2 protein-coding genes are annotated in these 17,040 nt (G+C 61.2%); both read left to right on the top strand.

What is annotated here, in order from left to right; all coding sequences use genetic code 11:
• The first annotated feature begins 143 nt into the window (after window positions 1-143).
• Entirely contained in the window at window positions 144-15,833 is a 15,690-nt protein-coding gene (locus ABDX87_RS10345) for a retention module-containing protein (protein ID WP_346832777.1), read from the top strand.
• An 83-nt stretch (window positions 15,834-15,916) separates the two neighbouring features.
• Window positions 15,917-16,255, top strand: coding sequence for a tryptophan synthase subunit beta (locus ABDX87_RS10350; protein ID WP_346832778.1), 339 nt, complete (start codon window positions 15,917-15,919; stop codon window positions 16,253-16,255).
• Window positions 16,256-17,040: the final 785 nt, after the last annotated feature.

A 17,040-nucleotide genomic window follows, 5' to 3' on the forward strand; every position in this document is an offset into this window, starting at 1 on the left:
TAATTAACAACAACTAAATCAAATACTTAGTTGTTTGACGTCAACGTTTTGAACACTTTACGTAGTCCAATATGAAGCAGCCCACCCTGGGCAGGCCGACATGATGGATACCAACTGATCGGTAATCTCGGAGAGTCACCCCCATGAGCAGTGTTGTTGCCATCGTCAAAAGCATTGTTGGCCAAGTAGTCGCAGTCTCCCCGGAAGGGATTCGTCGTGTGCTGATCGAGGGTGACCGGCTGTTGGCCGGCGAGCAGGTGCTGACCGGGCCGGAAGGTTCGGTAACCCTGCAATTGCCTGACGGTCGTCAATTGGACATGGGCCGTGACAGTCAGTGGAGCTCAGACGCCCCGACGTCCACCACCAACCTGGCGGAAGCCACCGAGCAGGCCGCGCCGTCGGTTGCCGAACTGCAACAAGCCATCGCTGCGGGCGCCGACCCGACCAAAGACCTGGAAGCCACCGCTGCCGGCCAGACCACGGGCTCAACCGATGGCGGCAACGCAGGCGGCGGTCACAGCGTGGTGATGCTGACCGAGACGGCAGGTGTGGTGAACCCGAACATCGGCTTCAACACCAATGGCCTGGGCAACAACGCAGCCGCCGCTACCGAACAGGACGCCGGTGTTCCGCAGCGCGCCTCGACGCTGAGCCTGAGCGCGACCTCGACGCTGACCGAAGCCGGCGGCGCGCTGGTGTACACCGCATCCGTCACGCAGGCACCGCTCAGCGACCTGACCATTACCCTGTCCAACGGCTCGACCATCGTCATTCAGGCGGGCCAGACCTCCGGCAGCGTGACCGTGCAGATCCCGAACGGCAACACGCCGTATCTGGACGCCCACGACATCACCACAACCATTACCGGCACCACCGGTGGTTCAGGCCTGGTGCTGACCACCAACCCGGCGCCTGCCGTCACGACGATCACTGACACTGTCGACACCACCACCATCAGCCTGACCGCAGGTGCCGCGACCTCCGCCGAGGGCACGTCGATCACCTACACCGCCACGCTGACCAACCCGGCGCAGACGCCGGTCACCGTGACGTTGTCCGATGGTTCGACCATCACCATCAAAGCCGGTGAGTCCTCCGGTTCTGTCGTGGTTCCGGCTCCGGCCAACGACGTCTACAACACCAACACCACCGTCAGCACCACGATCACCGGCGCTACAGGCGGCAACTTTGAAAACCTGGCGACCAACCCGACGCCGGCTGTGGTGCAGATCACCGACACCCCGGACACCACCACCGTCAGCCTGACTGCAGGTGCTGCGACTTCCGCCGAAGGCACGTCGATCACCTACACCGCCACACTGACCAATCCGGCACAGACGCCGGTCACCGTGACCTTGTCCGACGGCTCGACCATCACCATAAAAGCCGGTGAGTCCTCCGGTTCTGTCGTGGTTTCGGCTCCGGCCAACGACGTCTACAACACCAACACCACCGTCAGCACCACGATCACCGGCGCTACAGGCGGCAACTTTGAAAACCTGGCGACCAACCCGACGCCGGCTGTGGTGCAGATCACCGACACCCCGGACACCACCACCGTCAGCCTGACTGCAGGTGCTGCGACTTCCGCCGAAGGCACGTCGATCACCTACACCGCCACACTGACCAATCCGGCACAGACGCCGGTCACCGTGACCCTGTCCGACGGTTCGACCATCACCATCAAAGCCGGTGAATCGTCTGGCTCGGTGGTTGTTCCGGCTCCGGCCAACGACGTCTACAACACCAACACCACCGTCAGCACCACGATCACCGGTGCCACAGGCGGCAACTTTGAAAACCTGGCGACCAACCCGACGCCAGCCGTGGTGCAGATCACCGACACCATCGACACCACTGTTGCGAGCATCACCGGCAGCACACAAGTCACTGAAGGCGAGTCCGCGACTTACACCATCAGCCTGAGCAACCCGGCGCAAACCGAAGTCACCGTCAACCTGACGTACAGCGGCACCGCGGCCGACGGCAGCGACTACACCAAAGTCGTCAGCGTGAAGATTCCGGCCGGCGCCAGCAGCGTCACGTTCGATCTGGCAACGCTCAACGACACGATCCCGGAAGGCGTTGAAAACGTTAAGGTCTCGATCGGCGAGATCACCGGCGGCAACTTTGAAAACGTCGTGGTCAGCGGCACCAACGGCAGCGTCACCACCACCATCATCGACAACGATGCGCTGCCCGTGGTTGACCTGAACGGTTCCGGAAATGGCGTTAACAGCGAAACGACGTTTACCGAAGGCACCCAGGCCGGCGTACCGATCGCAGCCGACATCAAAGTCAGCGACGTCGACAGCCCTGACCTGCAAGGCGCCAAGGTCACGCTGACCAATCCCCAGGATGCTGACAGCCTGGTCGTCGGCAACCCGAACCCGAACATCACGGTCACCACGACTACCGTTAACGGCCAGATCGTACTCACCCTGACCGGCACCGCGACCGCTGCCGAATACGAAGCCGTGATCAAATCGATCACCTTCCACAACGACAGCAACAACCCGAGCGTGGCTGACCGCAACATCACGGTCACCGTCAACGACGGCCAGAACGACTCCGTGCCGGTGAACAGCACCGTTCACGTGGTGGCGGTCAACGACGCGCCGACCGTCACCTTCGAAAACGCGACCTACGTCGAAAACGGCGAAGCTCAATCGCTGGTCAACAACCTGCAGATCAAGGACGTCGACGGCGACACCCTGAGCGGCGCGAAGATCACCCTGACTGGCATTCAGGCAGAAGACCTGATCGTTTCCCAGTACTACAAAGGTGGCAACGAAGGCACCACCGACCTGGGCATCAGCTACAAGCTGAGCAATGGCCCGGACGGCAGCATCATCATCACCCTGAGCGGCAATGCCTCGGTCGCCGACTACACCAAGCTGATCAACTCGATCACCTACGCCAACAACAGTGACGACCCATCGGCCACGCCACGCGGCGTGAAAATCGAAGTCACTGATGTCGACGCGCACGGCACCAACAACCAGTCTGGCAGCCACACGGGCGAAATCGACGTCACGCCGGTCAACGACGCACCGACCGTGGCTGCTGCTTCGGGCAACGGCGACGAAGACGGCATGATCAAAATCGTGCTCGGCGGCGCCGACGTTGACGGCACGATTGACCATTTCAACCTCGTCGACATGGCGGCGCACGGCAAGTTCTACGCCGACGCGGCCGGCACTCAAGAGCTGACCAGCGCCAGCGACATCGCGGCCGCCAACAACAGCGCCACCATCTACTTCAAGCCGGACAAAGACTGGAGCGGCAGCACCGACTTCACCTACACCGCCGTCGACAACCAGAATCTGGGCGCGGCCAAGCCAGCCGCCGGCACCATCACCGTTGCGCCGGTGACCGACATGCCTGACCTGGTGCTGGTCGGCGACAAGACCGTTGCCTCGCTCAACGTCAACGGCCACACAACCGGCTCGATTGGCGACATCTCGGGCGGCGCATGGCACACCGACAACAGTGGTGACGTCGTTGAAATCAGCCAGCCGGGCACCTATGGCGTCGCGGGCAACGCGCAAAACACCGCCGTTATCGAGCTTGAGCGCAACCCGGGCGACCCGAGCAACCTGTACACCAACATCGACGCCAAGGCGGGTGCGACCTACACGATTTCGGTCGATTACTCCGTGCGCGCAGGTGCAGAAAGCAACTCCCTGATCAATGTGTACTGGGGCGGCACGCTGGTCGGCACGCTGAACAACTCCGTCACCGGCATCAAAACGTACACCTTCGACGTTCCGGTGACAGCAGACGGCAATGCCAAACTGGAATTCAAGGCCGGTGACAGCAACTCCGTCGGCGGCGTGATCAACAACATCAGCGTCACCGAGCACCTGAATACCGGGCTTGAAGACAACGCCATTCTGCTGTCGACCATCAAAGCCAACACCACCGACGTTGACGGCTCGGAAACCCTGACCCTGAGCCTGAAAGGCCTGCCGGCAGGTTCGACCCTGACCGACGGCGTTCACACGTTCACTGCCAGCGCCGGCAACACCTCGACCGACATCACGGGCTGGAACCTGAGCGCGCTCAAATTCACGCCGCCGTCCAACCTGAGCGGCGACATCCAACTGACCGTGACCGCCACGGCACAGGACGGCGCGGCTGCGCCGGTCAGCAAAGACCTGAACTTCAACGTGCATGTCATCGCCGTGGCAGACGCGCCAACGGTCACCACCAGTGCAGCACTCGGCGCTGAGGATTCGCAGATTCATCTGAACGTCGGCACGGCCCTGGTCGACACCGACGGCTCCGAGTCGTTGAGCCTGTTGACTGTGTCCAACATTCCGCTGGGCGCCACGTTGACCGATGGCGTCAACAGCTACACGTCCATCAAGACCGGCGACGGTGCAGTCATCATCGATGGCTGGGATCTGAGCAAACTGACGATCACGCCGCCGAAGGATTTCAACGGCCAGTTCACCCTGCAGGTCAGCGTCACCTCGACCGAAACCACCGGACAGTCGGCCACCACTACCAAGCCGTTGACCGTCACCGTTACCCCGGTCAACGACGCACCGGTTCTGGACCTGAACACCGCCGACGGCGCAGACCAGACCGGCTACGCCCTGACCTACGTCGAAAACGGCAAACCGCTGAGCATCGCCGGTAATGTGTCGATCACCGACGTGGACAACGCCACGCTCAAAGGCGCCACCGTTACCCTGACCAATGCCCAAGCCGGCGACGTTTTGGCCATCAGCAGCCAGTTCGGCATCAAAGCCACTGTCAGCGGCATCGTGGACGGCAAGATCACCATCACCCTGAGCGGTGAGGCGAGCAAGGCGTCTTACGAGAAGATCATTCAGTCGATCACCTACAAGAACACCAGCGACAACCCAAGCACCGCTGACCGCACCCTCAACGTGCAGGTCAACGATGGCCAGTCCGAGCACAACCTGTCCAACGTCGCGACCAGCACCATCAGCGTGACCGCCGTCAACGACGCTCCGGTTGTCGACCTGAACGGTCCGTTCCTGCCGGGTAACAACACCGTCACCCTGCCGTACGTCGAGAACGCAGCGCCGGTCAAACTGATGCCGCTGCTGACCCTGAGCGACCCGGACAGCCCGAACCTGCAAAGCGCCACCGTGACCATCAAGGACGCGCAGGCGGGCGACAAACTGGTGTTCGACACCACCAACAGCAAGATCACCATCACCTCGGAAACCGTCAACGGTCAGTTGGTCTACACCCTTAAAGGTGCGGCAAGCCAGGCTGAATACGCGGCCGTGCTGAAATCCGTGGCCTTCGTCAGCGAAGGCGAAGACCCGGTCGGCGGCTCCCGTTCGATCAGCGTTCAGGTCAACGACGGCCAGGACAGCTCCAACGTCGCCACCGCCAACGTCACCGTAATTCCGGTGAACGACGCACCGACACTGGATCTGGATGCGAACGCTCCGGGCACCGGTTTCACCACCGCCTACACCGAAAACGCGCCAGGCGTCAGCATTGCCGGCAGCAACGTGAAGATCGGCGACGTCGACAACACCACCATGAAAGGCGCGGTCATCACCCTGACCAACGCCAAGGCCGGCGACGTGCTGTCGGCGCTGGATCAGTTCGGCATCCACGCCACCGTGCTGGACACCCGTGCCCTGAACGGCAAGATCACCGTGATCCTGAGCGGCTCCGCTGACCTGGCTTCGTACCAGAAGATGATCCAGTCGATCACCTACAGCAGCACCAGCGAAAATCCGGACACCACACCGCGCAAGATCACCATCAGCGTCAACGATGGCGAGGTCTTGAACAGCCAGTCGAACACCACGACCACCACGATCAACGTGACGGCCGTCAACGACAAGCCGGTGGTCGTCGTCGGCGACAACACCTACGTGGAAAACCACGACGCGGTGTCCATCGCCAATGGCCTGGTGATCAAAGACGTGGACAACTCCACGTTGAGCAAAGCGGTCATCACCCTGACCCACATGTCGCCTGAGGACCTGATCGGTTCCGGCCACGACCTGGGCGGCGGCAAGACCGACCTGGGCATCGACTACAGCGTGTCCGGTCCGGACGCCAACGGCACCCTGACCATCACCCTGACCGGTAACGCCAGCGTCGCCAACTATCAGGCATTGATCCAGTCGATCCAGTTCGTCGCGTCCGGCAACAACCCGACGCCGGGCGACCGCGGGGTGCAGATCAGCGTCACCGACACCGGCCTCAAGGGCGACAACGTCGGCACCGAGACCTCGGTTCTGGTGGACGGCAAGATCACCGTTGTGGCGGTTAACGATGCGCCTGAAGTCAGCTTCAGCAGCGTTTCGTACACCGAAAACGGCGCACCGATCCAACTGGTCAAAGACCTGCAGATCACTGACGTCGACAGCGGCCAGTTGAGCGGTGTGAAGATCACCCTGACCGGTGTGCAGGCTGAAGACCTGATCGTTTCCACGTACTACAAAGGCGGCACCGAGGGTGTCACCGATCTGGGCATCGCTTACAAACTGAGCACCGATGCGAAGGGCAACGTCATCATCGAGCTGAGCGGCAAATCGTCGATCGCCAACTACGAAACCCTGATCAATTCGCTGACCTACCAGAACAACAGCGACAACCCGAGCACCGCGCCACGCGGCGTGACCATCGCCGTGACCGATGCCGATGCCCATGGCACCGACAACCAGACCGTGACCGTGGGTCATGCTGATCAGGTCACTGTGATTGCCGTCAACGACGCACCGGTTCTGGACCTCAACGGCCCGGCCGGCGGCACCGCCAGCACCACGTCGTTCACCGAGAACGGCAGCGCGCTGAAAGTCATGCCGTACATGGTCATCAACGACCCTGACAGCCCGACGCTGAAAGGCGCGACCGTCAGCTTCACCAACCCGCAGGACGGCGACAGCCTGTACTTCGCCAGCACCAACGCGAAGATCACCGTCACCTCGGCCACCGTCGACGGCAAGCTGGTGTTCACCCTGACCGGCGAAGCCACTCAGGCCGAATACAACGACCTGCTGAAGTCGCTGCGCTTCATCAACAACAGTGACAACCCGTCGAGCGATAACCGTGTGATCAACGTCACCGTCAATGACGGTGTGGTCGACTCCGCGCCTGCGCAAGCGGTGATCAAAGTCGTTCCGGTCAACGATGCACCGGTTCTGGACCTGGACAGCAGCCCGGCAGCGACCGGCACCGGTTACAGCGTCGGCTACACCGAGAACGGCGATGCGATCAGCATTTCCAGCGCCAACGTCGGTATCAGCGATCCGGACAACACCACGCTCAAAGGCGCGACCATCACCCTGACCAACGCTCAGGCCGGTGACGTGCTGGCAGCTGCCGACAAATTCGGTATCCACGCCGTGGTCAGCGATACCCGCACCACCGACGGCAAGATCACCGTCACCCTGACCGGCGAAGCTTCGCTGGATCAGTACAAGGCGATGATCGAATCGGTCACGTACAAGAACACCAGCGACGATCCGAGCACCATCGACCGCACCATCACCGTTCAGGTGAATGACGGTTCGGCTCAGCACAACCTGTCGAACGTGGCGACCAGCACCATCAAGGTCACCGCCGTCAACGACGCCCCGGTTCTGGACCTCAACGGCCCGGCCGGCGGCAGCGCCAGCACCACGACGTTCACCGAAAACGGCACCGCGCTGAAAGTCATGCCTTACATGACCATCACCGACCCGGACAGCCCGACGCTCAAAGGCGCCACGCTCACCTTCACCAACCCACAAGACGGCGACAGCCTGTACTTCGCCAGCACCAACGCGAAGATCACCGTCACTTCGACCCTGGTCGATGGCAAGCAGGTGTTCACCCTGACCGGCGAAGCCACTCAGGCTGAATACAACGACCTGCTGAAATCGCTGCGCTTCATCAACAACAGCGACAATCCGTCGGGTGATAACCGGATCATCAACGTAACCGTCAACGACGGCGTCGTTGACTCCGCGCCTGCGCAAGCGGTGATCAAAGTCATCCCGGTTGACGACGCACCGGTCATCCACGCGCCGACCGACACTCAGAGCATCGCGGAAGACACCGTGCTGACGTTCTCGTCGGCCAACGGCAACGCCATCACCGTGACCGACGCCGATGCGGGCAGCAGTCAGCTGCGCATCTACGTCAAGGTCACCGGCGGTACGCTGGTACTGGCCAACGGCGACAGCAGTGCCCTGCACAACGGCGCCGTGTCGCTGACCGGCACGCTGAAAGAAATCAACGCAGCACTGGAAGGCGCCAAGTTCACGCCGATTCAGGACTCGAACAACACCACCGGCACCGCTGGCTTGTCGATTTCGGTCAACGACCTGGGCAACACCGGTACGTTGCCGACAGGCAGCACCGGCCTGACCGACAGCACAACGATCAACATCGACGTCACGCCAGTGAACGACGCACCGGTCGCTGCTGCAAGCACTGGCACGGGTGTTGAAGACACGACGACCACGGGGCAACTTCAGGCCTCGGACATCGACGATAACGACGTGCTGTCGTACACCGTCAAAGATGCCGACAAACCAGCAGGTTTCAGCGTCGATGCTTCGGGCAAATGGACACTCGACGCCAGCAACCCGGCTTATCAACACTTGGACGCCGGTCAAACAACGACGCTGGAAGTGCCATTCACTGTCACCGACAAAGCAGGCCTGACCAGCACCTCGACCCTGACCATCACCGTCACCGGTACCAACGACGCGCCTGTCGCTGCTGCAAGCATCGGCACGGGCGTTGAAGACACGACGACCACGGGGCAACTTCAGGCCTCGGACATCGACGACAACGACGTGCTGTCGTACACCGTCAAAGACGCCGACAAACCTGCCGGTTTCAGCGTCGATGCGTCGGGCAACTGGACACTCGACGCCAGCAACCCGGCTTATCAACACTTGGGCGCCGGTCAGACGGCAACGCTGGAAGTGCCGTTCACCGTCATGGACAAAGCAGGCCTGACCAGCACCTCGACGCTGACCATCACCGTCACGGGTACCAACGACGCGCCAGTTGCCGCCGCCACTACCGGCCTGGCCGTTGAAGACTCGACGGCCAACGGCCAACTGAAGGCAACCGACATCGATGACAACGACGTGCTGTCGTACACCGTCAAAGATGCCGACAAACCAGCCGGTTTCAGCGTCGATGCTTCGGGGAACTGGACGCTGGATGCCAGCAACCCGGCTTATCAGCACCTGGGCGCCGGTCAAACCACGACGCTGGAAGTGCCGTTCACTGTCACTGACAAAGCGGGCCTGACCAGCACATCGACGCTGACCATCACCGTCACCGGCACTAACGACGCGCCGGTCGCTGCTGCAAGCACCGGCACGGGCGTTGAAGACACCACAACCACTGGCCAGCTTCAGGCTTCGGACGCCGATAATGGCGATGTCCTGACCTATACCGTCAACGATGCCGACAAACCGGCGGGCTTCAGCGTTGACGCTTCAGGCAAGTGGGCCCTGGACGCCAGCAATGCTGCGTATCAGCACTTGGCCGAAGGCGAATCGACCACAACCACCGTACCGTTTACCGTCACCGACAAAGCCGGTCTGAGCAGCACCTCGAACCTGAGCATCGTCGTTACAGGTACCAACGATGCCCCGGTTGCTCAAGCGGCCACCGCCTCGGCTGTCGAAGCGCAGCACATCACCAGCGGCATCAATAACAGCGCAGCAGTCGATGGTTCGGCACTGGTTGCCACCTTCACCACCACCTCGGCCAACCAGACGATTTCCTTCGACTGGAATTTCACCGCCAAGGATTACTCGCCTTACAACGACTTCGCCTTCGTTCAGATCAACGGCCAGCAAGTCGCAGTGTTGTCCAATGTCTCAGCGGTAGGCGACTACGGGACTTCGGGCACGCACACCTACACGTACACGTTCTCGACCCCTGGCACCTATCAGATCGTCGTCGGCGTGGCTAACGTTTCGGACAGCGCGAACGATTCGGTCCTCACCGTTGGCAACCTGACCGGCGTCACCCCCGATACGCTGGTCGCCAACGGCACCGTCGTGGAGAACAACGGAAAGTGGACACTGACCGCAGAGGGTGCGACCGCGCAGCAAATCAGCGACTTGATCAACAAGCCGCTGCTGGTCACCGGCCAGCTGGTCGCCACCGATGTCGATGACGGCTCGCACCTGACCTATGGCTTGAAGTCAGGCACCGCAGCCGTTGCCGGTTTCAACCTCAAATCCGATGGCAGCTGGACTTTCGACAGCAGCAACGATGCGTATGACAGTCTGGCGGCGGGTGAAATCAAAACCATCACCATCCCGTACACAGCCACCGATGAGCATGGCGCAAAAGGCGACAGCACACTGACCATTACCCTCACCGGCACGAATGACGCGCCGATTGCCATCGCCAGCATTGGCACGGGCGTCGAGGACACCGTCACGACAGGTCAGCTGACAGCCACCGACGTCGACCACAATGACGCTCTGACCTACAGCGTCAAAGACGCCGACAAGCCAGCCGGTTTTAGCGTTGATGCCTTGGGCAAGTGGACACTGGACGCCAGCAACCCGGCCTATCAACACCTGGGCGCCGGTCAGACGGCCACGCTGGAAGTGCCATTCACTGTCACCGACAAAGCGGGCCTGACCAGCACGTCGACCCTGACCATTACCGTCACGGGTACCAACGATGCGCCTGTGGCCACGGTCAGCACCGGTACTGGCACTGAAGACGCCACCACCACCGGCCAACTGCTGGCCTCCGACGTTGACGACAACGATGTGCTGTCGTACACCGTCAACGATGCCGACAAGCCAGCGGGCTTCACTGTTGATGCGTCCGGCAAATGGACGCTGGATGCCAGCAATCCGGCTTATCAGCACTTGGGTGCCGGCGATACAACCACGCTCAACGTGCCGTTTACCGTCACTGACAAGGCCGGTCTGACCAGCACGTCGACCCTGACCATCACCGTCACGGGCACCAACGATGCGCCTGTGGCCAGCGTAAGCACGGGTACTGGCACTGAAGACACCACGACAACAGGCCAACTGCAGGCTTCGGACGTCGACGACAACGATGTGTTGTCCTACACCGTCAAAGATGCCGACAAGCCAGCAGGTTTCAGCGTCGATGCCACGGGCAAGTGGACACTGGACGCCAGCGATCCGGCTTATCAACACCTGGGTGCTGGTCAGACGGCAACGCTGGAAGTGCCTTTTACCGTCACCGACAAAGCAGGCCTGACCAGCACGTCGACCCTGACCATCACCGTCACCGGTACCAACGACGCGCCGGTTGCAGCAGCCACCACCGGTCTTGCCGTTGAAGACTCGACAGCAACTGGTCAGCTGAAAGCAACCGACATCGACGACAACGACGTGCTGTCGTACACCGTCAAAGATGCTGACAAGCCAGCAGGCTTCAGCGTCGATGCCTCGGGCAAGTGGACGCTGGATGCCAGCGACCCGGCTTATCAGCACCTGGCAGCTGGCGAAACAACGACCATCACCGTGCCGTTCACCGTCACTGACAAAGCGGGCCTGACCAGCACCTCGAACCTGACCATCACCGTCACCGGCACCAACGACGCGCCTGTCGCGGGCAACGACGTGGGCAGTCCTGTCGTGGGCACGCTGCAAGGTAACTACTACGGCTACAAAGAAGGCACCGACGGCGGCAACCTCGGCACCATCAAACAGGCCCTGGATTTCATCGCCTCGCACAAAGCCGATGCCACCTTCGACGCCAAAACCCTCAACTACGGCGGCAGCGGGTTCAGCAACAACCTGGGCCAGTCGGGCAACCTGGGCACGTTCCTGGGTGGTGACAAGGCTTCGCTGACCTACACCAACGGCACCAACTCGCAGACCACCACCTCCGACGCCATCGTCGAGCTGGCGGGCAAGGTCTCGATGGCCGCGGGCACCTACTCGCTGAAAGTGACGGCGGACGACGGCTACATCGTGCTCATCGACGGCAAGCAAGTGCTCGCCGTTGACGCCAACCAGTCTTCGGCCAGCAAAACCGCCAGCTTCTCGGTCACCGGCGACGGCCCGCACGACATCCAGATTGTTTATTGGGATCAGGGCGGCTACGCCCAACTGAAAGTGGAAGTCGCGGCTGTTAATGCGAACGGCAGCGTCGGTCCTTACAGCGTGCTGGGCACCAGCAACGCCATTGCGCTGGGCCACGACACCCTGACCACCCTCGAAGACCAGCCACTGGTCATCAAGGCCGCGACCCTGTTGGCCAACGACAGCGATGTCGACGGCGACAAGCTGACCATCAACACCTTGCAAGGCAAGTCGACACTGACCACGCCTGCGGATGTGTTCGACAGCGCCAACCACAAGGTCGGCACCGTGGTCATGGACGCCAACGGCAACGTGGTCTTCACCCCGGCCAAAGACGTCAACGGTCTGGTGACCTTCAGCTACACCGTGACCGACGGCCACGCCAACTCCAACACTGCGACCGTCACCGTTAACGTGACACCGGTCAACGATGCGCCTGTGGCTGGCAACAATGCCCAGAGCGTCGCGGAAGATGCGACAGCACCGAACAATGCCGGTCAACTGGTGGCAACGGACGTCGATACTGGCGATACGCTCACCTACGCCCTCACCGGGACAACATCGACCGCCAGCGGCGCCATCACCGGCAACGCACCAACGGGCTTCGTGCTCGACCCGGCCACAGGCAAGTGGGCTATCGACACCAGCAGCGATGTCTATCAGAAACTGGGTGTAGGTCAGTCGATCACCTTCGACGTGGCATTCAATGCCACCGACAAGGCAGGCGTCGTCAGCAACACCGGGCATCTAACCTTGACCGTCACGGGCACCAACGATGCACCGGTGGCGTCCGCGACCAGCAAAGCCGTAACCGAAGACACCGTGGCGACCGGTCAACTGCAAGCCAGCGATGTCGACAGCAACGACGCCTTGACCTTCACGGTCAAGGACGCCGACAAGCCGGCCGGTTTCACCGTCGACGCTTCCGGCAAATGGACCCTGGACGCCAGCAACGCGGCCTATCAGCACCTGGCTGCAGGCGAGACTGCCACCCTGACTGTGCCGTTTACCGTCACTGACAAGGCCGGTCTGAACAGCACCTCGAACCTGACCATCACGGTCACCGGCACCAACGATGCGCCGACCGTCAACGCGGCCTCGGCCGCCGGCAACGAAGACACGTTGATCACCGTCAACCTGTCCGGCGCCGATGTGGATGGCACCGTTAATCACTTCAGCCTGACGCCTTCGGCGGCCATGCACGGCAGCTTCTTCACCGATGCCGCCGGCCTGCACGCGGCGGACCTGAGCAACATCGCGGCCACCAGCAACACGGCAACCCTGTACTTCAAGCCGGATGCAGACTGGAGCGGCAGCACCTCGTTCACCTACACCTCGGTCGATGACAAAGGCCTGGCGAGCGCGGGCAGCGCAACGGGCACCATCAAAGTGGCACCGGTGGCCGATGCCCCAACCGTCACGCTGACCGGCAGCCAGGTGAATTCGACCGGGCTGGTCAAGGACGTGTGGGTCGGTACGCTGACCGGCATGGGCACGAACGGTAACGGCGCAGACCCAGCGACCATTCTCAAAGGGTTTAACACCACGACCACCGCGACCACGCACACCTCCGCCAACGCTGCTGCGGAATCCGATGTGACGCAAGGCACTGGCACCAAGCTGTCCGGCCTGATCTATCTGGAAGCCGGTCACACCTACAACTTCACCGGTTCTGCGGACGACAGCCTGTTGATCACCCTCGGTGGTAATCAGGTTGCCAGCGCTACCTGGGGCGCGGGTGCGGCAGTGACCAACGTCGGTTCGGGCTTCACGCCAACGGCGTCCGGTTACTACACGCTGGATATCTACCACTACAACCAGTCGGGCCCGGGCAGCTACAGCATCGGCCTGAGCGACAAGAACAACAGCACCAACGCGGTTACAACCGTCGCGCTGGACAGCGCCCACACCCCGATCTACGCAACGGTCGACGACCTGAAAGCGTCGGGTCTGAACGGTGTCACGCTGCACGAAAACGGTACTGGCACAGGCGAGGGTTACTACACCGCCTACGAGCTGAACCACGGCACCGAAAACAACCCGATCAAACTGAGCGGCATCACGGCGCAGTTTGGCGACAGCACCGACGGTTCTGAAACTCACACCGTGACCGTCACCGGCGCCCCTGCGGGTTCCGTTCTGACAGACGCGGCAGGCCACAGCGTGACCATCGTCGGCACCAACACGCCGGCAGATATCAGCGCGCTTGACCTGACCAGCCTGGTCATCAAGACGCCTGAATACTACAAGGGCGATTTCACGCTGCATGTCACGGCGACGGCGACCGAGGCGATCCTCACCGGCAATCCAGCGGCGGTTCAGACGGCGTCTGCCAGCAAGGACATTCTGGTTACGGTCGACGCGGGTGCCTACAAATCCACTGAGGGCACCGCAGGCAACAGCGTTGTCACCGGCACTGCCGCCAACGACGTGGTCGTGGCCGATGTGACGGCGATGAAGCTGGTCGCCGGTCAGAACTACGACATCGCGTTCATGGTCGACACGTCGGGCAGTATGTCCGGCAGCCTCAACACCATGATTGCGCAGATGAAATTGGTGTTCTCAACGCTCTCAGCCGCCGCTCAAGGCAAGGACTCGGGCACGGTCAAGATCTACCTGACCAACTTCGACACCAGCGCTCACACCGGCATCACGGTTGACCTGACTCACGGTGGGCAGGCAGCGCTCGATACGCTGAACAAGTACCTGACCAACCTGCAGGCTTCTGGCAACACCAACTATGAGTCGGTGTTCAACCAGACCAGCGCGTGGTTCTCAAGCTCCGCCGCCAGCAACCCGGGCGCGCAGATGCTGACGTACTTCATCACCGACGGTGAGCCGACCTATCACGACAACGCCAATGGCAATGCCGTGAGCGGTGCGGCGCCAACCGAAACCATGGCGGCCTACAACGACCTGGCCACCAAAACGGCGATTGAAGCGATTGGTATCAAGACCACCACTTCGCTGGATCAGTACGACACCAATGGCCACTCGCAGACCGTTATCGACGTCAGCAAGCTCAAGGACGCGATCCTGAGCAACGAGACGCTGGTAGGTCCAGGCGCTGACACCGTGAACGGCGGTGACGGCAACGACATCCTGTTCGGCGACATGATCAACTACGGCACGCTGGAAGGCACCGCTGCGCTGAAGGCATTCGCCGCCGCAACGTTGAACGTCAACGTCTCGACCATCGATGACAAAGCGCTGCATCAGTTTGTCAGCACCCACGTTGATGACGTCGCCCACCTGGCCAATGCGTCGAACACGTATGAAGCCAAGTACACCCTGCTGCAGGATGGCAACGACTCGCTGCTGGGCGGCAATGGCGATGACATCCTGTTCGGTCAGGGCGGCAACGACATCCTCAACGGCGGTAATGGCAATGACTTGCTGATCGGTGGTAAAGGCAACGACACCCTCATCGGTGGCGCTGGCGCCGATACCTTCGCCTGGAAAGCAGGCGACACCAACAGCGGCGGCTTTGACGTGATCAAGGACTTCAACTCGAAAGAAGGCGACAAGCTCGACCTGAGTGACCTGCTGCAAGGCGAGAATGGTAACAACGTGACGGATCTGACCAAGTACCTGCAGATCACCAACGATGGCAAGGACACCACCATTCAGGTCAGCAGCACGGGCCAGTTTGCAACCAACCCCTCGGCTACAGCGGCAGCCAGCACCGCCGATGTACATATCAAGGTGGAAGGCGTGCAGTGGAACAACTCCATGATCAACTCGCTGGTTAACGGTGCTGATCCGACCATCAAGGTCGATCATCACTGATAGCTGAGTCGCCAGAGCTGATGTACTGTGCTGGCAGCCGTCACCGACGGCTGCCAGCCTTTGCATTCATTGAGGAATGAGCCATGTTTTACGTTCAGCGCGATGCAGGTGGAGTGCTTGTTCGGGTAGAGGCGACGTCGTTTGCCGAAGCGACCGGGCAACTACCCGCCGACGATCATGAGATCCAGGCCTGGTATGCCAACGAGGTGGTGGAAAAGAGTCTGAATCAGCTGAAGTTGAGCGACATGGAGATGATCCGTGTACTCGACGACTTGATTCAGGTGCTGACCAGCAAAGGCATTCTCAACGTCACCGACCTGCCTGCCGCCGCGCAGGCAAAGTTGATGGACCGTAATCAGGCCCGTGAAACACTGGGCGGCCTGAGCGACCTGATCAACGACGATGAAACGCGGCTGATTTAAGCCTGATATAGCCCCTCACCCTGTAGGAGCGCGCTTGCCCGCGATCTGCCGGGAACCGGCAGCAAATCCTGTGAATGCGGTATGCCTGATACAACGCAGGGTCTGGACTTTGATCGTTCCAACGCTCCGCTTGGGAATGCCTGGCAGGATGCTCTGCCTCCACAATGACGCGGAGCGTCAATCGCTGCGTTACCACGCGGAGCGTGGGAACGATCAAACGACAGATACCGAACCCTGTAGGAGCGTGGCTCGTCCCGCGATCTGCCGGGAACCGGCAGCAAATCCTGTGAATGCGATATGCCTGATACAACGCAGGGTCTGGACTTTGATCGTTCCAACGCTCCGCCTGGGAATGCCTGGCAGGATGCTCTGCGTCCACAATGACGCGGAGCGTCAATGCTGCGTTACCACGCGGAGCGTGGGAACGATCAAAAGCCTGATATAGCCCCTCACCCTGTAGGAGCGCGCTTGCCCGCGATCTGCCGGGAACCGGCAACAAATCCTGTGAATGCGGTATGCCTGATACAACGCAGGGTCTGAACTTTGATCGTTCCAACGCTCCGCGTGGGAATGCCTGGCAGGACGCTCTGCGTCCCCAATGACGCGGAGCGTCAATCGCTGCGTTACCACGCGGAGCGTGGGAACGATCAACATTCAGGCTTCTGCCCGGAGGGCGTAGGAGTCCAGCTTGCTGACGATCTGCCGGGAACCGGCAGTCAATCCAGAGAACGCGGTCTGTCTGACACTACGAAGGTGCATGGTTTTGCTACCGCTGCGCAGCAGAT

This window comes from Pseudomonas abietaniphila, assembly GCF_039697315.1.
GTDB lineage: Bacteria > Pseudomonadota > Gammaproteobacteria > Pseudomonadales > Pseudomonadaceae > Aquipseudomonas > Aquipseudomonas abietaniphila_B.

Excerpts from the sequence above, each read along its gene's own strand:
- ABDX87_RS10345 (WP_346832777.1), top strand. The coding sequence starts at position 144 with ATGAGCAGTGTTGTTGCCATCGTCAAAAGCATTGTTGGCCAAGTAGTC.
- ABDX87_RS10350 (WP_346832778.1), top strand. The coding sequence starts at position 15,917 with ATGTTTTACGTTCAGCGCGATGCAGGTGGAGTGCTTGTTCGGGTAGAG.